Here is a 20,643-nt window from a genome sequence, read left to right on the forward strand (position 1 = left end):
AACCGGCCGGCCCCCACCAACTCAAGGGAGACATCTCATGGCGACCCGAATCACCGCTACCCGGCGCGACGACGGCATCATGGTGCTGAAGATCAGCTGCCCGGAGCGGCGCAACATCCTCGACGAGGCCAGCTACACCCAGCTGATCGAGGGGCTTGCCGCGGCCGAGGCGGACGACAGCGTCAGGGTGCTGATCCTCACCGGCACCGAGAACTGCTTCACGGCGGGCAACGACCTGGCCAACTACAAGGCCCTGGCCGAGGCCGACAGCGTCACGGCGATCACCTTCCTGCGCCGCCTGCACGCCTTTCCCAAGCCGGCCATCGCGGCGGCGGAGGGGATCGCCATGGGGCTTGGGGTCTCGATGCTGCTGCACTGCGACTTCGCCTATGCGGGGCTCTCGACCCGCTTCCAGCTGCCCTTCACCCGCTTCGCGCTGAGCCCGCTGGGGGCCACCACCTGGCTGCTGCCGCAGCTGGCGGGCCACAAGGCGGCGGCACAGATGCTGCTGCTGGGACAGGCCTTCTCCGCCGGCGAGGCCCGGGAGATCGGCCTTCTGACCGATACCGCGCCGGATGGCCGAGCGCTGGAGCAGGCCTTCGACTGCGCCGCCCGGCTGCTGGCCAAGCCCGGCGAGGCCGTGCTGGCCACCAAGGCGCTGATGCGCGAGGGGCAGGCCGAGGCGGTCAAGGCGGCGCTGGATCGCGAGGAGCAGATGCTGCTGGCGCGCTGTCGCACGCCCGAGGCCCAGGGGGCCATCGATGCCTTCTACGCCAGAAGACGCCATCCGTGACCTGACCTGACCGGAAGGGCAGGGCGCCGGGCCGGATCAGGCCTGGCGTCTGAACAGCCCGAGCTGGGTCTCCACCAGCAGGTTGCCCTGTTCCAGGATGGAGAACTGCTCGTGATTGCGCAGCCAGTCGTGGAACAGCCCGCCGAGCATCGACTGCAGCAGCCTGGCGGCGAGCTCCGGCGAGAGGTCCTCGCGCAGCTGGCCCAGCCGGGCGGCGCTCTCCAGGTAGTCGCGCAGGGCGCCGCAGGACTCCTCGGCCATCTCGTTCTGCATGGCCAGCGGGTCGATATCGCCGAACACCTCGCAGTGGTGGATCAGGATGGCGTGGACACGGCGGTAGCGCGGCCGCTCGAGGCGCGCAAAGCCGCTGACGCAGGCCAGGCGGATCGCTTCCAGGGGGGCGTCGGCAAGGCTCGGGTCACCGATCTCTTCCACCAGCTCCTGGAAGGGCATGCGTACCCGGTTGAGCATGGCCTGGAAGAGGTCGGCCTTGTTCTTGAAGTGCCAATAGACGGCTCCCCGGGTCATGCCGGCATGGCGGGCGATCTGCTCCAGGGAGGTGCGGGCCACGCCCTTCTCGAGGAAGACCTCCTCGGCGGCGTCGAGCAGGGCCTCGCGGGTCGCGGCGGCCTCGGCCTTGGTCTTTCGCGCCATGTGGGGCGGACTCCATCAAGCGGTGGGGAAGTGATTCTAACCGATTGTCGCGACTTTTACATTCGTCAATGTATGGTTGGTGGGCGGCCGTCGCCGCCCTCGCCAACCCCCTGATGACACGGGTATAAAGGGAATCTCGCCCCGTCACAGGATGACTCGCCATGGCCCGCGCTCCCTTCGACCTCGCCGGCATACGGATTGCCCCCGGCAGTCGCACCCAGATCGATGTGCCGGTAGCCCGGCTCTACACCCATGCGCCGCTCTATATCCCGGTGGAGGTGGTGCATGGCCGCCAGGCGGGGCCGACGCTGCTGGTGTGCGGGGGCATCCACGGCGACGAGATCAACAGCGTGGAGATCGTGCGCCGGCTGCTGCGCTCGAAGCAGCTCCAGGGCCTGCGCGGCACCCTGGTCGCCGCACCCATCGTCAACGTCTTCGGCTTCGTGCAGCACAGCCGCTACCTGCCCGACCGGCGCGACCTCAACCGCTGCTTCCCGGGCAGCGAGTCGGGCTCCCTGGGCGGGCGGGTGGCGGCGCTGTTTCGGGAGCAGATCGTCGACCACGCCACCCATATCATCGACCTGCACACCGGCGCGATCCACCGCACCAACCTGCCCCAGATCCGCGCCCAGCTGGAGAGCGGCAGCGAGACCGAGCGCATGGCCAACGCCTTCGGCGCGCCGGTGATCCTCAACGCCGAGCTGCGCGAGGGCAGCCTGCGCCACTATGCCCAGACGCGCGGCATCCCGGTACTCACCTACGAGGCCGGCGAGGCGCTACGCTTCGATGAGTGGGCGATCACCCCCGGGGTGCGCGGCGTGCTGCGGGTGATGCGCCGGCTCGGCATGCTGACCGGCGAGCACCGCCGTCGCGCGCCGCCGGCGGCGGAGGTCGCCAACGGCTCCAGTTGGGCCCGGGCGCCCATCGACGGCATCCTGCGCCCCCAGGTGCGCCTGGGCGACCGGGTGGCCAGGGGCGAGCTGCTGGGCCGGGTCGCCGACCCCTTCGGCAACGCCGAAGGGGAGGTGCGCTCCATGGCCGACGGCATCGTCATCGGCATGAGCCGACTGCCGCTGGCCAACGAGGGCGAGGCGCTCTTTCATATCGCCCGCTTCGATGCCATCGAAGAGGCCGAGAGCGCCATCGAGGACTTCCACTCCAGCCTCACGCCGCCGCCTGACCCGCTCTATTGAGGAGGCACCACCATGTTCGATCCGAGCCCCCAGCAGATGGACGCCCAGCGCGCTTCCGGCGGCGCGCCGGGCGAGCTCAACCACCACTACTGGATGCCGTTCAGCGCCAACCGCGACTTCCATGCCCACCCGCGGGTGATCACCGGGGCGGAGGGGCGCTACTTCATCGATGACCGGGGCCGGCGGCTATTCGACTCGCTCTCGGGGCTGTGGACCTGCGGAGCGGGGCACAACCGCGCCGAGATCCAGCAGGCGGTGGCGGAGCAGCTCGGCATCCTCGACTATGCGCCGGGCTTCCAGGTGGCCCACCCGCTGGCCTTCCGCCTGGCCGAGAAGGTGGCGAGCCTCACCCCGGACGGCCTCGACCACGTCTTCTTCACCGATTCGGGCTCCGAGTCCGCCGACACCGCGGTGAAGATGGCCAAGGCCTACTGGCGGCTCAAGGGGCGGCCCGAGAAGACCCGGCTGATCGGCCGCGCCAAGGGCTACCACGGGGTCAATGTGGGCGGCACCAGCCTCGGCGGCATCGGCGGCAACCGCAAGCACTACGGCCAGCTGATGGAGGTCAGCCACCTGCCCCACACCCTGCAGCCGGGGCTCGCCTTCACCCGCGGCCAGGCCGAGAGCGGCGCCGAGCTGGCCGATGCGCTGCTCGACCACATCGCCCTGCATGACGCCTCCAATATCGCCGCGGTGATCGTCGAGCCGATGTCCGGCTCCGCGGGGGTGATCGTGCCGCCGAAGGGCTATCTGGAGCGGCTGCGGGCGATCTGCGATGCCCACGAGATCCTGCTGATCTTCGACGAGGTGATCACCGCCTTCGGGCGCAGCGGGGCGCGCACCGGCGCCGAGGCGTTCGGCGTGGTGCCGGACATGATGACCATCGCCAAGCAGCTCACCAACGGCGCCGTGCCCATGGGCGCAGTGGTGGCCTCGCGCGAGATCTTCGACACCTTCATGCACGCCGGCGGGCCCCGTCACGCCATCGAGTTTCCCCACGGCTACACCTACAGCGCCCACCCGGTGGCCTGCGCCGCGGCCCTGGCGGCCCTGGCGCTCTTCGAGCGCGAGGCGTTCCCCGCCCAGGTGCGCGCCATCGCCCCGGCCTTCGAGGCGAGGCTGCACGCGCTCAAGGGGCGGCCCCATGTGGTGGATATCCGCAACTACGGTCTGGCCGGCGCCATCCAGCTGGCGCCGCGGAATGGTGACCCCACCATCCGGCCCCGGGACGTCCATATGGCGCTGTGGGAAGCGGGCTTCTACGTGCGCTATGGCGGCGACACCCTGCAGTTCGGCCCCCCCTTCGGCAGCACCGAAGAGGAGCTGGAGCGTCTCTTCGATGCGGTGGCGGGAGTGCTGGACCGGCTTGAGTGAAACGGGCCTCGCCCCCAAGGCGGCAACACCCTCTCTACCAACCCTCGGCCCCCCCCTTCGGCAGCACCGAAGAGGAGCTGGAGCGTCTCTTCGATGCGGTGGCGGGGGTGCTGGACCGGCTTGAGTGAAACGGGCTTCGCCGCCAAGGCGGCGACACCCTCTCTACCAACCCTCGGCCCCCCCCTTCGGCAGCACCGAAGAGGAGCTGGAGCGTCTCTTCGATGCGGTGGCGGGGGTGCTGGACCGGCTTGAGTGAAACGGGCTTCGCCGACGAGACCCGTTGAATCCTGAAAAAAGCGACCGGGGCCATGATGGCCCCGGTCGTCGTTGTGGCGTGGCGTTGTCGCTCAGGCCGCGGCGCTCTCGCGCTCGGGCACCAGGCTCAGGGCGTCGTCGAAGACCCGCAGGCAGGCCCCGTCGAGGTGGCCGTTCTCGGAGAGGTGGCGGCGGAAGCGGCGCCCGCCGGGCTGGCCCTGGAAGAGGCCCAGCAGGTGGCGGGTGATGTGGTTGAGCTTGGCGCCCTCCTCGAGGCGCCGGGCGATGTAGGGGCGAAAGGCCCGTGCCGCCGCGTGTCGGCTGACCGCCGGGCCGGGCTCGCCGTAGAGCGCCTGGTCCACGCCGGCCAGCAGCCAGGGGTTCTGGTAGGCCTCGCGCCCCACCATCACGCTGTCCACCTGCTCGAGCTGCGCACGACACTCCTCGAGGGTCCTGATGCCGCCGTTGATGCCGATATGCAGCTCGGGTCGGCTCGCCTTGAGGCGGTGCACCCGGGGGTAGTTGAGCGGCGGGATATCGCGGTTCTCCTTCGGCGAGAGGCCCTGCAGCCAGGCCTTGCGAGCGTGCACGATGAAGGTGTCGCAGCCGGCGTCGGCCACCGTGGCGATGAAGCGCTCGAGATCCGCGTCCTCGTCCTGGTCGTCGATGCCGATGCGGCACTTGACCGTGACCGGGATCGAGACCGCCTCGCGCATGGCGCGCACCGCCGCGGCCACCTTCTCGGGATGGCCCATCAGACAGGCGCCGATCAGGTTGTTCTGCACCCGGTCGCTGGGGCAGCCCACGTTGAGGTTGACCTCGTCATAGCCCCAGGCCTCGGCGATGGCGGCGCACTCGGCCAGCTCGCCCGGGTCGCTGCCGCCCAGCTGCAGGGCCAGCGGATGCTCCACCGCATCGAAGCCCAGGAAGCGCTCCCGCGGGCTGCCGTGCAGGATGGCGCCGGTGGTGACCATCTCGGTATAGAGCAGGGCGTGGCGGGTCAGGGTCCGGGCGAAGGCGCGGTAGTCGCGGGTCGTCCAATCCATCATCGGCGCGACGGAGAAGGTGCGGTCGAGCTGGGGCATCGGGCATCACGGGGTTGTTCGGAGAGGCCAGCATTCTACCAGCCCCCGGCGCGGGTTGCCCATGGCGGACATGCTGCGGCCCGTCGGGCCGGTCTGGGAGAAGGCGGTCGGCGCTTCGCGGTTGCCGCACTGCCGGCAGATCAGGGTCAGGCCTTGTACCCTGTGGGTGAGGGCGATCCTTCAAGCGCGAGCGACGCTAACCCTGGAACCTTACTCTGCGAGATGACGGCCATGTCCCACGAACTGACCGACCACCAGCTGGAGCTGCTGGCCCGCGTGCTGCAGCATGGCGGGGTCCTCTCCTCGCCCTTCGGCTACTCAGACGAGGACGCCCTGCTGCCGGCGCTGCGTGAGGATATCGCCGCGCTCGAGGAGAAGGGGCTGATCACGGTGACGCCCCATGCCGGCCGGGAGGGGGAGACCCTGACGCTGACCGAGGAGGGCTATGCGGCCCTCGACATGACCTGACGGGCCCGCCTGGTCGGCACGCGCTCAGGCGGTGAACACCGTGTAGAGCATCTGCAGCGCCAGGAGCATCAGCATGACCGCGAATACCCGCTTGAGGAGCGCCACCGGCAGGCGGTGGGCGAGCCTCGCGCCGAGGGGGGCGGTGAGGATGCTGAAGGGCGCCATGAGCAGCAGGGCGGGCAGGTAGACATAGCCCCAGGCGGCATCCGGCAGGCCGGCGGTGCCCCAGCCGTTGATCAGGTAGCCCAGCGCCCCGGCCAGGGCGATGGGCAGGCCCACCGCGGCGGAGGTGCCGATCGCCTGGGGCAGCCGGACGTTGCACCAGGTGAGGAAGGGCACGGTGAGCGAGCCGCCGCCGATGGCCACCAGCGCGGAGATGCCGCCGATGCCGAACCCCGCTCCGGAGAGGCCGACGGCGCCCGGCAGGGTGCGCGATGGCCTGGGCTTGAGGTTGGCGAACATCTGCAGCGACATCAGTACCATGAAGCAGGCGAAGAACACCGCCAGGCCGCGGGTCGGTATCAGGGCCGCGATGAAGGTGGCCAGGAAGGTGCCGGCGAGGATCGCGGGGGTGATGAGGCGAACGACATGCCAGTTCACCGCGCCATGCCGATGGTGCGACCAGAGGCTGGCCGAGGCGGACGGCACGATGGCGGCCATGGCGGTGCCCAGGGCCAGGTGGGCGAGGTGCTCATGGGGGACGCCCTGGAGCACGAACAGGAAGGTCAGGATCGGCACCATGATGCCGCCGCCACCGATGCCGAGCATGCCGGCCATCAGGCCAACGAAGCTTCCCAGGGCCAGATAGGCCAGCCACCACAGGGGATCCACGGGCGTCTCCTCGATCGTCATGGGTTGTCGTGAAGAGGGCATTCTAGTGGAAAACCCGTGCCGACAGGCAATTGCCGGGTCGTGGGACGGTCGGCATGTGCTATGAAGAAGGACAGGCGGTGCCACTCCGGTACGCCTGGCGACGGGAGGCAGGAGCATGATGGAGCGCAAGCAGCGACTCGAGACCCTGCGTGACGAGCTGGTCGAGCGAATCGATCGCTATCGTGACCACAAGGAGCAGCGTGCAGGCCCGCTGGACAAGGACATGGAGGAGCAGGCCATCGAGTTGCAGAACGACGAGGTGGTCGATGCCCTGGAGCGGGAGGCCGAGGATGAGCTGCGTCAGGTGATGCATGCCCTGGCGCGCATCGACGGCGGCGAAGGGGAGCTCTGCGAGGTGTGCGAGGAGCCGATCGCGGGCGAGCGTCTCGAGGCCCTGCCGTTCGCTACCCTCTGCCGAGACTGCGCCGAGCCACGTTGAGTGGTTCACGGGACGGGCAGCCCGAGCCGATGATAGCCTTGGCCTGGGAGTCATCGCTTGGGAGGTCATGCATGAAGCTGTGGTATCGAGGATGCAGCCTGGGGCTGCTGCTGCTGCTGGCGGGCTGCGGCGGCGCCGATAATGGTGACGCGGCGCCCGAGGCGCCGGCAGAGGAGCCGGAAGCGGAGGTGGTCGTCGAGGCGCCGGCGCCCGAACCGGAACCCGAGGTGGCACCCTTCGACGAGCCGGTCGTCATCGAGTTCGCGGCCAGCCTGCGCACCGACCGGCGGCTGATGGTCGAGGGGGAGAGCAATCTGCCCGAGGGGGCGAGGCTGCAGATCGTGGTGGAGCGGGAACTGAGCGGCGTGCGCTGGCAGCAGCGCACCACCCTGCAGGAGGGGCGCTTCCATGCCGGTCCCTTCGGCCCGGGCAGTGGCCTGCCGGACGGCGGTTACACCATTACCGTGAACCTGCCCGAGGCCAGCGTGCAGCCGCTGGAGGTGCGGCGGAAGATCGGCCAGCAGGGCGAGCACCTGAGCGGTCCTCTGGTGAGTACCTCACGACACGGCCTGGGGCAGGTGGCCAGTGCCTCCCGGCGTTTCCTGGTGGGCAGCGAGCCCCGTCGCACCGATGATCGGGTCGAGGTGCTGGGCGTCGAGTAGGGGGAGGAAGAGGGCCGCCTCAGAGTGAGGCGGTCTGCCAGCGGGCCACCAGCTTGCCCAGCAGCCGGGTATCGGGGGTATAGCCTTCGACCCGGTCGCTCTCCTCGGCGCTGAACAGCAGCTTGCCGTCATCATCCTGGCTGACGCGACGAATGCAGTGACGCCCCTCTCGCTCGACCAGGTAGAGCCCGGTCTGATGGAAGATGTCGGTGGGGGCCACGGCGACCAGGTCACCTTCGCTCAGGAAGTCGAAATGCTCGCCAGGGGCCGGGGTCAGCAGGAAGCACTCTCCCTCCCACTGCTGGGCGGGCACCAGCTCGAAGGGCAGCTCGATGCGTCCGGCGGCGGGGTCCTGCCAGGGGGCGGGGGGCTGGCTGCGCAAGTAGAGAGGGGCGGCCCGGCCGCCGTTCTCGCCCTCCAGCAGCCGCGACAGGGGGCAGCCCAGGGCCTGGGACAGCGCCACCAGCCGCTCGTGGCCGATCTGGCGGATGGCGCCCGACTCCCAGTAGGAGATGGTCACGTCCGAAACGCCTACCCGTCGAGCCAGGGCCGCCTTGTTGAGGTTGGCCTCCAGACGGAGCTCCTTGATGCGCGGGCCTAGTGAATCCATCTCTTCATCCTGTCGTTGCATGTCTTGTGTTATCGGAACGTTAGGAAAAGCCGGCGACGATCATCCGGGATCCTGTGCGGCTGTGCAATAACGCGCATCAACGTTGATTAACCGCTTATGGCGCCATGGGTGGTGATCACCAGGCCACCGGATCCCCGGCCCAGTCGAAAAAGCTGGCGGCGCCGCCCAGCGCGCGCTCCCCCAGCACCGCGAGAAGCCGCTCGGCCACGAATGCCGGTGTGAACAGTTTGCCTTCCGGCACCCGGGCCTGGAAGGGGCGTGAGAGTCCGGTATCCGTGGTGCCGGGATGCAGGCAGACCACGGCGAGGGTTTTGTTGAGCCGTCGCAGCTCCACCGCGGCCGTCCTCATCAGCATGTTATGGGCTGCCTTGCTGGCGCGATAGGCGTACCAGCCGCCCAGACGATTGTCCTCGATGGAGCCGACCCGGGCCGAGAGACTGGCCACCAGGGCCGGGTGCCCTCCCTTCAGGCTGGGCTGCAGCGCCTGGAGCAGCAGGGCCGGGGTCGTGGCATTGACGTGGAACAGGTGTGCCATGGCCTCGGCGTCGAGGTCGTCGAGCTTCTTCTCTGGGTGAATGCCGAGCGCCTCGTCATGCAGCATGCCGAGGGTGTTGAAGGTCAGGTGAAGCGGTGTGCCGTCCAGGTGGGCGGCCAGTCGCTCTCGGCCCTCGGGCGTGGTGAGGTCGGCTTCCAGCGGCTCCAGGCGGGGATCCGCTTGGGGCATCGGGCGCCGGCTGGCGGCGATCACCCGGCCCGGCCTGGGGCTGGCCAGCAGGGTCTCCACCACCGCCCGGCCGATGCCGCCGCCGGCGCCGGTCACCAGCGTGGTGAAGCCCTCGGGAAGTTGCGCAAGCATGACGTGTCTCCTGGTCGGCCGGCGGGCCAGGTCGGGTAGCCTGACATTGACCGCGATCCACGCGGATGATTCCCGGTGACGGCTGCCGAGCGGGCGGCAGGTGCGTATAATGCGGCCATTCTTCCACCAGCATCGGGACACCGCAACGACATGACCGTACGCACGCGTATCGCGCCGTCACCGACCGGCGATCCCCACGTCGGCACCGCCTACATCGCCCTGTTCAACCTCTGCTTCGCCCGCCAGCACGGCGGCCAGTTCATCCTGCGCATCGAGGACACCGACCGGGTGCGCTCGACGGCCGAGTCCGAGCAGATGATCCTCGACTCCCTGCGCTGGCTGGGCCTGGAGTGGGACGAGGGCCCCGACGTGGGTGGCCCCCATGGGCCCTATCGCCAGAGCGAGCGCGGCGACATCTACGCCGAGTACGCCCGCCAGCTGATCGAGGCGGGGCACGCCTTCAAGTGCTACCGCACCAGCGAGGAGCTCGATGAGCTGCGCGAGGCGCGCAAGGCTGCCGGCATGCACCTGGCGCTCAAGCCCGCGGACCTCGCCCTGCCCGCCGAGGAGCAGGCGCGCCGCGAGAAGGAGGGCTGGCCCTACGTGGTGCGCATGGCGGTGCCTGCCAGCGGCACCTGCGTGATCCAGGACATGCTGCGCGGCACCATCGAGGTGGACTGGGCCCAGGTGGATGCCCAGATCCTGCTCAAGTCCGACGGCATGCCCACCTATCACCTGGCCAACGTGGTCGATGACCACCTGATGGGGATTACCCATGTGCTGCGCGGTGAGGAGTGGATCAACTCGGCGCCCAAGCACCAGCTGCTCTACGAGTACTTCGGCTGGGAGATGCCCGAGCTCTGCCATATGCCGCTGCTGCGCAATCCCGACAAGTCGAAGCTCTCCAAGCGCAAGAACCCGACCTCGATCAACTACTACCGGCGCATGGGCTACCTGCCCCAGGCGGTGATCAACTACCTGGGCCGGATGGGGTGGTCGATGCCCGACGAGCGCGAGAAGTTCAGCCTCGACGAGATGATGGCCCATTTCGATATCCAGCGGGTCTCGCTGGGCGGCCCGGTCTTCGACCTCGAGAAGCTGACCTGGCTCAATGGCCTCTATATCCGCGAGGAGCTCGACGACGACGCCTTCCTCAGGGCGCTGATGGAGTGGGCCTTCAACGAGCGCTACGTGAAGGAGATCCTGCCCCAGGTGCGCCCGCGGGTGGAGACCCTCTCCGAGGTGGTGCCCCTGGCCGGCCACTTCTTCTCGGGGCTGCCGCGGATCGGCGAGGAGAGCTTCGACGGCGTCAAGCTGGGTCGCGAGGACCTGCTCAGGCTGCTGCAGTTCCTGGTGTGGCGCCTGGAGACGCTGCCCGCCTGGCACAAGGAGGCGCTGCTTAGCGAGGTGAAGGCGCTGGCCGCCCACTTCGACCTCAAGATGAAGGAGTTCCTGGCGCCGGTCTTCATCGCCATCACCGGCTCCGCCGCCAGCACCTCGGTGATGGACGCCATGGCGATCCTCGGCTCCGACATGACCCGGGCGCGCCTGCGCCACGCCATCGAGGTGCTCGGCGGCGTCTCCAAGAAGCAGGCCAAGCGCTTCGAGAAGGAATTCCGCGAACTCGCGTGATTTCCTGTTGACGAAGGCGAGTCGAATCAGTACTATACGACTCGTCTTCAGGGCACGGGGCCTTAGCTCAGCTGGGAGAGCGCAACACTGGCAGTGTTGAGGTCAGCGGTTCGATCCCGCTAGGCTCCACCAACCCCTCGAACGACACCTGCGTCCCATTCGTCTAGTGGCCTAGGACACCGCCCTTTCACGGCGGGAACAGGGGTTCGAACCCCCTATGGGACGCCACTCTTCCTGAAAAGGGCACTCTCTCTGAGTGCCCTTTTTTCATCGCCCGGTGGCGGTCGCCAGCGTTGATGCCTCTCACGTTATCTCCCTCTTGGGGCCCCTCTTGCGGGGCGATTTCTGCTTGACTTGTCCACCAGGCGGGGTTCCGTCGGTACGCCTGTGCACAGCAGGTCTGCAATCGCCCGTGTCTACAGGCTTTTTCATAAAGCCTTTCAAAATCAATGGTTTATACAAGATCAAAAATTGATCAATCTGAGCTCAGCCCCCAGTTCATGGCGATCTGACGGCCTTTTCTTGCGGTTGTGAACAGGTTTATCCACAGAATGTGTGGACAACGGCGAGTAAGCCTCTGGCGCTGTGCAGTATGGCTTTTGTCAACCTGAAAAGAGGGGGAGACTAATACTGGCGGGGGAGGGGGGAAGGGCGGCGCCGGGGCGCCGCCCTGAGGCTCAGCGCTGGCCCACGGCGCGCAGTCGGCGCAGCAGCGAGGAGGTGTCCCAGCGGCCGCCGCCCATCACCTGGACATCGGCATAGAACTGGTCGACCAGAGCGGTGACCGGCAGTCGCGCCTGCAGCTGGCGGGCCTGCGCCAGGCAGATGCCGAGATCCTTGCGCATCCAGTCCACCGCGAAGCCGTGGTCGTACTCGTCGGCGATCATGGTGGCGTGGCGGTTCTCCATCTGCCAGGAGCCGGCCGCGCCCTTGGCGATGACGTCCACCACGCGCTGGCGATCGAGCCCCGCCTGCTCGGCGAAGTGCAGCCCCTCGGCCAGCCCCTGGACCAGGCCGGCGATACAGATCTGGTTGACCATCTTGGTGAGCTGGCCGCTGCCGGCGGCACCCATCAGGGTCACCGCACGGCCATAGTGGGCGAGCACGGCTTCGGCGCGTGCGAAGTCGTCCTCCTCGCCGCCGCACATGATGGTCAGAGCGCCGTTCTGGGCACCCTGCTGGCCGCCGGAGACCGGCGCGTCAAGAAAGCCGATGCCCTGCTCGCGGCAGGCGGCGTCGAGCTCCAGGGCGAGCTCCGCCGAGGCGGTGGTGTGGTCCACCAGCAGGCTGCCCTCTGCCATGCCGGAGAGCGCGCCCTGCTCGCCCGTGGTGACCTGGCGCACGTCATCATCGTTGCCCACGCAGACCAGCACCAGGTCGGCGCCTCTCGCGGCCTCCTGGGGATTGGGGTGGTGGCTGCCGCCATGTTCGGAGGCCCAGGCGGCGGCGCGGGCCTCGGTGCGGTTGTAGACGCGGACCTCGAGCCCGGCGCGGGCCAGGTGGCCGGCCATGGGATAGCCCATCACGCCCAGGCCGATAAAGGCGACTCTAGAGATGCTCTTGCTCATCCTGACTGCTCACTCTGGTTGGGAAGGTTGGGGGTCACGACGCAGAAAGCCGCCCGAAGGCGGCTTTCTGTAGGGTAGCGCATGCGGGTGTGGCCGCACCTGCCGTTGGCTTACTTGGCAGGATAGTCGCGCTGGGTGTGGCCGGTGTAGAGCTGACGCGGACGGCCGATCTTGTAGCTGTCGCTCAGCATCTCGTGCCAGTGGGAGATCCAGCCGATGGTGCGGGACACCGCGAAGATCACGGTGAACATGTTGGTCGGGATGCCCATGGCCTTGAGGATGATGCCGGAGTAGAAGTCGACGTTGGGGTAGAGCTGACGCTCGACGAAGTACTCGTCTTCCAGGGCGATCTGCTCCAGGCGCTTGGCGATCTTCAGCTGGGGATCGTCGATACCGAGCTCGGCCAGCACCTCGTCGCAGGTCTCCTTCATGACTTTGGCGCGCGGGTCGAAGTTGCGATAGACGCGGTGCCCGAAGCCCATCAGCTTGAAGGGGTCATCCTTGTCCTTGGCCTTGTCGATGAAGCGCTGGATGTTCTCCTCGGAGTCGTCGCCGATCTCGTCGAGCATCTTCAGCACCGCCTCGTTGGCGCCGCCATGGGCCGGGCCCCACAGGGCGGCGATGCCGGCGCTGATGCAGGCGAAGGGGTTGGCGCCGGTGGAGCCTGCCAGGCGCACCGTGGAGGTGGAGGCATTCTGCTCGTGATCGGCGTGCAGCATGAAGATGCGGTCCATGGCCCTGGCGTAGACCGGGTTGACCTTGTACTCCTCGCACGGGGTGCTGAACATCATGTAGAGGAAGTTCTCTGCATAGCTCAGGTCGTTGCGCGGATAGTTGAAGGGCTGGCCCACGTTGTACTTGTAGGACATCGCGGCGATGGTCGGCATCTTGGCGATCAGGCGGATCGCGCTGATGATGCGGTCCTCTTCCACGGTGATGTCCATATGGTCGTGGTAGAAGGCAGCCAGGCCGCCAACAACGCCACACATGATCGACATCGGGTGGGCGTCGCGGCGGAAGCCCTTGAAGAAGTTGTTGATCTGGTCGTGGACCATGGTGTGGTTGCGCACCCGCGACTCGAAGTCGGCGTACTGCTCGTCGGTCGGCAGTTCGCCGAACAGCAGCAGGTAGCACATCTCGACGAAGTCGGACTGCTTGGCCAGCTGGTCGATCGGGAAGCCGCGATGCAGCAGAACGCCCTTGCCGCCATCGATATAGGTGATGGCGGACTGGCAGGAGGAGGTGGCCATGAAGCCGGGGTCGTAGGTGAACAGGCCTTCGGCACCGAGCCCGCGTACGTCGATCACGTCGGGGCCCAGGGTGCCCGAATAGACAGGCAGTTCGATCGTCTTGTCCAGACCGTCTACCGTCAGCGTCGCTTTCCTGTCAGCCATGCAAGGCCTCCTCTCGAGTTCGTGATAGGGCGATAAGTCGTTATTTCACTGGCGGGTTCGCAGATGATGCCGGCGAAAAGGTTCGCCCACTATAGAAGCGTTCCAGCGATTGTCAATTAGCCCATGGCGACCCCGGCATTGTACGGAGTGTCAATATACATATAGCTACTGTATAATAATTGGTGCTTTGCACCACGCCCGCGCGGGCGCCGGGGCAGGTTGTGCCGGAGCAGGCATCTGCTGGCTGTCGACACCCTTTGCACCATGGTCTAGTTGGCCGCCGCTGCGTTTGTCATGGCTCGGCCATGTCCCTATAATCCACCCCGCGCGACTGGCAGGAACAGGCGGTCTTGCCTTCAACGGTGAGTGCCGCTCCTTCCCGAAACCACCGCCCGCTCGGACCTTGCCCGTCCCGTCCTCAAGTGGGCCATAGAGAGTGTGTAGAGAGCCGTGAATAGTAAACGACCCGTAAACCTGGATCTGTCCACGATACAGTTCCCCCTCCCCGCCCTGACCTCCATCACCCACCGCGTCACCGGTGTGATTCTGTTTGTCGGCCTGATCTTCGCCTTCTGGGCCCTGAGCAAGTCGCTCTCCTCTCCGGCCGGCTTCGCCGCGGTGAGTGATGCGCTGGCCAACAACTTCCTGGCCAAGCTGATCGCCTGGGGCCTGCTCTCGGCGCTGGCCTTTCATTTCGTGGCCGGCATCAAGCACCTGCTGATGGACGCAGATATCGGCGTGACCCTCGAGGGTGGCGTCAAGAAGGCGCAGATCACCGTGGTGGTGAGTGCGGTCCTGATCATTCTGGCGGGAGTCTGGGTATGGTAACCAACATCACGAATTTCGGCCGCAGTGGCCTCTCCGACTGGCTGATTCAGCGCGTGTCGGCGGTCATTCTGGCGCTCTACACCGTCTTCATCGTTCTCTATCTGCTGTTCAATCCCGGTCTCGACTACGTCACCTGGAGCGGCCTGTTCGCCCAGACCTGGATGCGCATCTTCTCGCTGCTGGCCTTCGTGTCGCTGGCCGCCCACGCCTGGGTCGGGCTGTGGACCGTGACCACCGACTACCTCAAGCCGACCGGCCTTCGCGTCGGCGCCCAGACCGCCATCATCCTGGCCATCTTCGTGTTCCTGGTCTGGGGCATTCAGATTCTGTGGGGAGCCTGATACATGTCCAACCTGCGTAGCCTTTCCTTCGACGCCATCATCATCGGCGGTGGCGGTGCCGGCCTGCGTGCCGCCCTCGAGCTGGCCAAGTCCGGCAAGAAGACCGCCGTGCTGTCCAAGGTCTTCCCGACCCGCTCCCATACCGTTTCCGCCCAGGGCGGCATCACCTGCGCCATCGCGTCTGCCGACCCCAACGACGACTGGCGCTGGCACATGTATGACACCGTCAAGGGCGGCGACTACATCGCCGACCAGGACGCGGCCGAGTACATGTGTTCCGAGGGCCCCAAGGCGGTCTTCGAGCTCGAGCACATGGGCCTGCCGTTCTCCCGCTTCGACAACGGCCGCATCTATCAGCGTCCGTTCGGTGGCCAGTCCAAGGAGTTCGGCGCCGGCGGCCAGGCGGCGCGTACCTGTGCCGCGGCCGACCGTACCGGCCATGCCCTGCTGCACACCCTTTATCAGAACAACCTGAAAAACAATACCACCTTCCTCAACGAGTGGTATGCGGTTGACCTGGTCAAGAACGCCAACGGCGACGTGGTAGGCTGCATCGCCATGGACATCGAGACCGGTGAAGTGGTCCACGTCAAGTCCAAGGCCACCGTGCTGGCCACCGGCGGCGCCGGTCGCATCTACGCCTCCACCACCAACGCCCTGATCAACACCGGCGACGGCATCGGCATGGCGCTGCGCGCCGGCTTCCCGATGCAGGACATGGAGATGTGGCAGTTCCACCCGACCGGCATCTACGGTGCGGGTACCCTGGTGACCGAAGGCTGCCGCGGTGAGGGTGGCTACCTGGTCAACAAGGATGGCGAGCGCTTCATGGAGCGTTACGCCCCCAACGCCAAGGACCTGGCCGGCCGCGACGTGGTCGCCCGCTCCATGGTGATGGAGATCCTCGAGGGCCGCGGCTGCGGCGAGCACGGCGACCACGTCTTCCTGAAGCTCGACCACCTGGGCGAGGAAGTGCTCGGCAAGCGTCTGCCCGGCATCGTCGAACTCTCCAAGACCTTCGCCCACGTGGACCCGGCCAAGGAGCCGATCCCGGTGGTGCCGACCTGCCACTACATGATGGGCGGCGTGCCGACCAACATCCACGGCCAGGCGATCATGCAGGACGCCGACGGCAACGACCAGATCATCAACGGTCTGTTCGCCTGCGGCGAGGCGGCCTGTGTGTCGGTGCACGGCGCCAACCGCCTGGGCGGCAACTCGCTGCTGGACCTGGTGGTCTTCGGCCGCGCGGCCGGCATGTTCATCGAGGGGGCGCTCAACGAGGGTATCGACTACCTCGACGCCTCCGAGTCCGACATCGAGTCGGCCATGAAGCGCATGAACCGCTGGAACGAGTCCACTGGCGGCGAGACCGTCCCGGAGCTCAAGCGCGAGCTGCAGAACATCATGCAGAACTCCTTCGGCGTGTTCCGCGAGGAGAAGAACATGGTCGAGGGCGTCAAGCAGCTGGCCGCACTGCGCGAGCGCATCGCCAATGCCTACCTGCCGGACAAGTCCAACGCCTTCAACACCGCGCGCGTCGAGGCCCTGGAGCTGGACAACCTGATGGAAGTCGCCGAAGCGACCGCCATCGCCGCTCTCGAGCGCAAGGAGAGCCGTGGCGCCCATTCCCGCTACGACTATCCGGATCGCGACGACGTCAACTGGCTGAAGCACTCGCTCTACTTCCCGGCAGAGAAGAAGCTCGGCAAGCGTGACGTCAACTTCACGCCGAAGACCGTCGATACGTTCGAGCCGAAAGTCCGCACCTACTGAGGGGAGTCACGATGCTTCAGGTATCCATCTACCGCTACAACCCGGAAACCGACTCCGCGCCCTACATGCAGGAGTTCCAGGTCGACACCCAGGGCCGTGATGTCATGGTGCTGGACGTCCTGCACCTGATGAAGGAGCAGGACAACGGCCTGGCCTATCGCCGCAGCTGCCGCGAGGGCGTGTGTGGCTCCGACGGCATGAACATGAACGGCAAGAACGGCCTGGCCTGCATCACCCCGCTCTCCGAGGTGGTGAAGAACGGCAAGCTGGTCCTGCGCCCGCTGCCGGGCCTGCCGGTCATCCGCGACCTGGTGGTCGACATGGGGCTGTTCTACAAGCAGTACGAGCGCATCCAGCCGTACCTGCAGAACAACACCCCGGCGCCGGCCATCGAGCGTCTGCAGTCGCCGGAAGACCGCGACAAGCTGGACGGGCTGTACGAGTGCATCCTGTGCGCCTGCTGCTCCACCTCCTGCCCGTCGTTCTGGTGGAACCCGGACAAGTTCGTGGGTCCGGCCGGCCTGCTGCAGTCCTACCGCTTCCTCGCCGACTCACGCGACGAGGCGACCCGCGAGCGTCTGGCAGATCTGGAGGATCCCTTCTCCGTGTTCCGCTGCCGCGGCATCATGAACTGCGTCGCGGTCTGCCCGAAGGGGCTCAACCCCACTCGCGCGATCGGCAAGATCCGCGAGATGCTGCTGGCCAACGCCACTTAAATCGTGGCGCCTAGCTTGCTATCATGGGCCCCCGTCTCCCGCTGCGACCAGGTGTCGCAGCCGGAGCCGGTCGGTTCAGCAGCATCAGGAGCCGGTGCCTTGGGCACCGGCTCCTGAGCATGGAATTCAAGGCTGTCGACCGCGTGTCGGCAGCGCCGGAACGAGAATGGCCCCGCCGGCAGGGCACCACCGATGTCGCCGCGCCCAGCGTGCGGGGACGCCGATACCACCCCATCAGTGCAGGGTGACCGAGAGATGCAACAAGGCATAATGGAGTTGATGTGGCGCTCTTCCCACGTCAGTGGCGGCAATGCCCACTATGTGGAAGCGCTCTACGAACAGTACCTCGACGATCCCGCCGCTGTCCCGGAAGAGTGGCGCAACTACTTCGACCAGTTGCCGGCCCCCGAAGGCAGTGCCCCCCAGGATGTCCCCCTCGCCCCGGTCCGCGACCAGTTCTACCAGCTGGGTCGTGCCCGCCGCACCGCCCTGGCTCCTGCCGCCGCCGACGGCGAAGAGAGCCGCAAGCAGGTCAAGGTTCTCCAGCTGATCAACGCCTACCGCTTCCGCGGTCACCAGAAGGCCAATATTGATCCGCTCGGCCTGCGCAGCCCGACACCGGTGCCCGACCTCGACCTCTCCTTCCATCAGCTCTCCAAGAGCGACATGGACACCGAGTTCCAGACCGGCTCCTTCTTCCTGGGCCTGGATCGCGCGCCGCTCAAGGATATCGTCGAGGCGCTGGAGCAGACCTACTGCCGCTCCATCGGCTGCGAGATCATGCACATCGTCGACACCGAGGAGAAGCGCTGGCTGCAGCAGCGCTTCGAGTCGGTGCGCAGCGCGCCCAAGTTCAGCAACGAGGTGCGTCAGCATGTGCTCGAGCGGCTGACCGCGGCCGAGGGCCTGGAGAACTACCTGGCCTCCAAGTACCCCGGCACCAAGCGCTTCGGTCTGGAGGGCGGCGAGTCCTTCATTCCGATGATGGACGAGCTGATCCAGCGCGGCGGCGGCTACGGCATCAAGGAGATGGTGATCGGCATGGCCCACCGCGGCCGTCTCAACCTGCTGGTCAACATCCTCGGCAAGAACCCCGGCGACCTGATCGACGAGTTCGACGGCAAGAAGGTCATCGAGCGCGGCTCCGGCGACGTCAAGTACCACCAGGGCTTCAGCTCCAACGTGATGAGCCCGGGCGGCGAGGTACACCTGGCGCTGGCCTTCAACCCCTCCCACCTGGAGATCGTCTCTCCGGTGGTCGAGGGCTCGGTGCGCGCCCGCCAGGACCGCCGCGACGACAGCGACCGCAGCAAGGTGCTGCCGATCAACGTCCACGGCGATGCGGCCTTCGCCGGTCAGGGCGTGGTCATGGAGACATTCCAGATGTCCCAGACCCGCGCCTACAAGACCGGCGGCACGATCCATATCGTGATCAACAACCAGGTCGGCTTCACCACCTCGAACCCGCTGGACACCCGCTCCACCGAGTACTGCACCGACATCGCCAAGATGGTCCAGGCGCCGATCTTCCACGTCAACGGCGACGACCCCGACGCGGTGCTGCACGCCACCCAGGTGGCGCTCGACTTCCGTCAGCAGTTCAAGAAGGACGTGGTGATCGACCTCGTCTGCTATCGTCGCCGCGGTCACAACGAGGCCGACGAGCCGAGTGGCACCCAGCCGCTGATGTACAAGAAGATCAAGGACCATCCCTCTTCCCGTGAGATCTACGCCAAGCGCCTGGTGGCAGAAGGCGTGCTCTCCGAGGAGGACGCCAAGGCGATGATCGAGACCTACCGCGAGGACCTGCTGGCCGGCAACCACGTGGCCAACGCCCTGGTGCAGGAGCCCAACACCTCGCTGTTCGTCGACTGGAAGCCCTACCTCGGCCACGAGTGGACCGGCTATGCCGACACCGCCGTGGAGATGAAGCGGCTGCAGCGCCTGGCCGCCCGCATGTGCGAGATTCCGGACGGGGTCGAGGTGCAGCGTCAGGTCGCCAAGATCTACGAGGACCGCCGCAAGATGCAGGCCGGCGGCATGGCGCTGAACTGGGGTTTCGCCGAGACCCTGGCCTACGCCACCCTGCTCGACGAGGGGCATCCGGTGCGCATCACCGGCCAGGACGTGGGCCGCGGCACCTTCTCCCACCGCCACGCGGTGGTGCACAACCAGAAGGATGGCACCAGCTACGTGCCGCTCCAGCACATGGCGGATGGCCAGCCGGCCTTCACCATCCACGACTCCTTCCTCTCCGAGGAGGCGGTGCTGGCGTTCGAGTATGGCTATGCCACCACGGCGCCCAACGACCTGGTGATCTGGGAAGCGCAGTTCGGCGACTTCTTCAACGGTGCCCAGGTGGTGGTGGACCAGTTCATCTCCTCCGGCGAGACCAAGTGGGGACGGCTGTGCGGCCTGACCATGCTGCTGCCCCATGGCTACGAGGGGCAGGGTCCCGAGCACTCCTCGGCCCGCCTCGAGCGCTTCCTGCAGCTGTGCGCCGAGTACAACATGCAGGTCTGCGTGCCCACCACCCCGGCGCAGATCTTCCACCTGCTGCGCCGCCAGGTAATCCGCCCGCTGCGCAAGCCGCTGGTGGTGATGTCGCCCAAGAGCCTGCTGCGCCACAAGGAGGCGATCTCCAGCCTCGACGAGCTGGCCACCGGCCAGTTCCAGATGGTGCTGCCCGACCAGGGCGAGCGCGATCCCAAGCAGGTCGAGCGCATCATCCTGTGCGCCGGCAAGGTCTACTACGACCTGGCCACCTGGCGCGAGGAGAATGACCGCCAGGATGTCGCCATCGTGCGGGTCGAGCAGCTCTACCCCTTCCCCAAGGAGGAGCTGTTCGAGGCGCTCAAGGCCTACGTCAACGTCAGGGACGTGGTGTGGTGTCAGGAGGAGCCGCTCAACCAGGGCGCCTGGTACTCGAGCCAGCACCACATGCGGGCCGTGGCCGACATGCTCAAGAGCAACCTGGGCGGCGCGCTCAAGTTCGCCGGGCGCCCGGCCTCTGCCGCACCCGCCGCGGGCTACATGTCCGTCCATATCGAACAGCAGCGCCAGCTGGTGGAAGACGCCTTCAATCTGTAAGGCACGCCACCGGGA

General features: G+C 67.0%; 19 protein-coding genes and 2 tRNA genes. 14 read left to right on the top strand and 7 right to left on the bottom strand.

Annotated features, from left to right (window positions below; translation table 11 throughout):
* Window positions 1-37 precede the first annotated feature (37 nt).
* Window positions 38-793: an enoyl-CoA hydratase-related protein gene (locus tag HIR79_RS07040; RefSeq protein WP_169957790.1), complete on the top strand. Its 756-nt coding sequence runs from the start codon at window positions 38-40 to the stop codon at window positions 791-793.
* Between the two features lie 36 nt (window positions 794-829).
* Here the strand turns inward: HIR79_RS07040 and HIR79_RS07045 are convergent, their stop codons facing one another.
* On the bottom strand, window positions 830-1,447 hold the full coding sequence (locus HIR79_RS07045; protein WP_169957791.1) for a TetR family transcriptional regulator: 618 nt from the start codon (window positions 1,445-1,447) through the stop codon (window positions 830-832).
* A gap of 161 nt (window positions 1,448-1,608) precedes the next feature.
* Between HIR79_RS07045 and HIR79_RS07050 the strand changes: the two genes are divergently transcribed.
* Together HIR79_RS07050 and aptA are read left to right on the top strand one after the other, a co-directional pair.
* Entirely contained in the window at window positions 1,609-2,640 is a 1,032-nt protein-coding gene (locus tag HIR79_RS07050; protein ID WP_110068272.1) for a succinylglutamate desuccinylase/aspartoacylase family protein, read from the top strand.
* Window positions 2,641-2,676: 36 nt separating this feature from the next.
* Entirely contained in the window at window positions 2,677-4,014 is a 1,338-nt protein-coding gene (gene aptA / locus HIR79_RS07055) for an omega-aminotransferase AptA (RefSeq protein ID WP_249322322.1), read from the top strand.
* Between the two features lie 347 nt (window positions 4,015-4,361).
* On the opposite strand, the gene dusA is transcribed toward aptA, so the two are convergent.
* Complete coding sequence (gene dusA, locus HIR79_RS07060) at window positions 4,362-5,354, bottom strand: tRNA dihydrouridine(20/20a) synthase DusA (protein ID WP_169957793.1); 993 nt, start codon at window positions 5,352-5,354, stop codon at window positions 4,362-4,364.
* Window positions 5,355-5,585: 231 nt separating this feature from the next.
* Between dusA and HIR79_RS07065 the strand changes: the two genes are divergently transcribed.
* A complete protein-coding gene (locus tag HIR79_RS07065) occupies window positions 5,586-5,822 on the top strand; it encodes a hypothetical protein (RefSeq protein WP_169957794.1) in 237 nt (78 codons plus the stop codon).
* Window positions 5,823-5,846: 24 nt separating this feature from the next.
* Here HIR79_RS07065 and HIR79_RS07070 read toward each other — a convergent pair whose 3' ends face one another.
* Complete coding sequence (locus HIR79_RS07070) at window positions 5,847-6,674, bottom strand: sulfite exporter TauE/SafE family protein (protein ID WP_169957795.1); 828 nt, start codon at window positions 6,672-6,674, stop codon at window positions 5,847-5,849.
* A 136-nt stretch (window positions 6,675-6,810) separates the two neighbouring features.
* Between HIR79_RS07070 and HIR79_RS07075 the strand changes: the two genes are divergently transcribed.
* Entirely contained in the window at window positions 6,811-7,134 is a 324-nt protein-coding gene (locus HIR79_RS07075; RefSeq protein WP_169957796.1) for a TraR/DksA family transcriptional regulator, read from the top strand.
* A gap of 71 nt (window positions 7,135-7,205) precedes the next feature.
* The gene (locus tag HIR79_RS07080; protein WP_169957797.1) at window positions 7,206-7,796 is read left to right on the top strand and encodes a hypothetical protein; all 591 of its coding nucleotides are present in this window, start codon (window positions 7,206-7,208) and stop codon (window positions 7,794-7,796) included.
* A gap of 19 nt (window positions 7,797-7,815) precedes the next feature.
* Here HIR79_RS07080 and HIR79_RS07085 read toward each other — a convergent pair whose 3' ends face one another.
* Both HIR79_RS07085 and HIR79_RS07090 read right to left on the bottom strand, forming a co-directional pair.
* Window positions 7,816-8,406 (bottom strand): helix-turn-helix domain-containing protein, encoded by a 591-nt coding sequence (locus HIR79_RS07085; protein ID WP_162899889.1) that lies wholly within the window; start codon window positions 8,404-8,406, stop codon window positions 7,816-7,818.
* A 136-nt stretch (window positions 8,407-8,542) separates the two neighbouring features.
* The gene (locus tag HIR79_RS07090; protein WP_169957798.1) at window positions 8,543-9,283 is read right to left on the bottom strand and encodes an SDR family NAD(P)-dependent oxidoreductase; all 741 of its coding nucleotides are present in this window, start codon (window positions 9,281-9,283) and stop codon (window positions 8,543-8,545) included.
* A gap of 150 nt (window positions 9,284-9,433) precedes the next feature.
* Here HIR79_RS07090 and gltX point away from each other — a divergent pair, with 150 nt between their 5' ends.
* The 3 genes from gltX to HIR79_RS07105 all read left to right on the top strand — a co-directional run bounded on the left by gltX (window position 9,434) and on the right by HIR79_RS07105 (window position 11,143).
* Window positions 9,434-10,915 carry a glutamate--tRNA ligase gene (gene gltX / locus HIR79_RS07095; protein ID WP_119020698.1) on the top strand — a complete coding sequence of 494 codons (1,482 nt, stop codon included), beginning with the start codon at window positions 9,434-9,436 and terminating at the stop codon, window positions 10,913-10,915.
* 56 nt (window positions 10,916-10,971) lie between these two features.
* A tRNA-Ala gene (locus HIR79_RS07100) sits at window positions 10,972-11,047 on the top strand.
* Between the two features lie 20 nt (window positions 11,048-11,067).
* Window positions 11,068-11,143: transfer RNA gene (locus HIR79_RS07105), tRNA-Glu, on the top strand.
* 449 nt (window positions 11,144-11,592) lie between these two features.
* Here HIR79_RS07105 and HIR79_RS07110 read toward each other — a convergent pair.
* Together HIR79_RS07110 and gltA are read right to left on the bottom strand one after the other, a co-directional pair.
* On the bottom strand, window positions 11,593-12,483 hold the full coding sequence (locus HIR79_RS07110) for an NAD(P)-dependent oxidoreductase (protein WP_169957799.1): 891 nt from the start codon (window positions 12,481-12,483) through the stop codon (window positions 11,593-11,595).
* A 110-nt stretch (window positions 12,484-12,593) separates the two neighbouring features.
* Window positions 12,594-13,877: a citrate synthase gene (gene gltA / locus HIR79_RS07115; RefSeq protein ID WP_169957800.1), complete on the bottom strand. Its 1,284-nt coding sequence runs from the start codon at window positions 13,875-13,877 to the stop codon at window positions 12,594-12,596.
* 450 nt (window positions 13,878-14,327) lie between these two features.
* On the opposite strand from gltA, the gene sdhC reads away from it, so the two are divergent.
* The 5 genes from sdhC (at window position 14,328) to HIR79_RS07140 (ending at window position 20,628) form a co-directional block, all read left to right on the top strand.
* A complete protein-coding gene (gene sdhC, locus HIR79_RS07120) occupies window positions 14,328-14,705 on the top strand; it encodes a succinate dehydrogenase, cytochrome b556 subunit (RefSeq protein WP_169957801.1) in 378 nt (125 codons plus the stop codon).
* A complete protein-coding gene (gene sdhD, locus HIR79_RS07125) occupies window positions 14,699-15,046 on the top strand; it encodes a succinate dehydrogenase, hydrophobic membrane anchor protein (protein WP_169957802.1) in 348 nt (115 codons plus the stop codon). The genes sdhC and sdhD overlap by 7 nt, the downstream gene beginning before the upstream one ends.
* A 3-nt stretch (window positions 15,047-15,049) precedes the next feature.
* Entirely contained in the window at window positions 15,050-16,822 is a 1,773-nt protein-coding gene (sdhA, locus tag HIR79_RS07130) for a succinate dehydrogenase flavoprotein subunit (RefSeq protein ID WP_169957803.1), read from the top strand.
* A gap of 11 nt (window positions 16,823-16,833) precedes the next feature.
* Complete coding sequence (locus HIR79_RS07135) at window positions 16,834-17,538, top strand: succinate dehydrogenase iron-sulfur subunit (RefSeq protein ID WP_169957804.1); 705 nt, start codon at window positions 16,834-16,836, stop codon at window positions 17,536-17,538.
* Between the two features lie 255 nt (window positions 17,539-17,793).
* Window positions 17,794-20,628, top strand: coding sequence for a 2-oxoglutarate dehydrogenase E1 component (locus HIR79_RS07140; RefSeq protein ID WP_169957805.1), 2,835 nt, complete (start codon window positions 17,794-17,796; stop codon window positions 20,626-20,628).
* Window positions 20,629-20,643: the final 15 nt, after the last annotated feature.

This window comes from Halomonas sp. PGE1, from assembly GCF_013000985.1.
GTDB lineage: Bacteria > Pseudomonadota > Gammaproteobacteria > Pseudomonadales > Halomonadaceae > Halomonas > Halomonas alkalicola.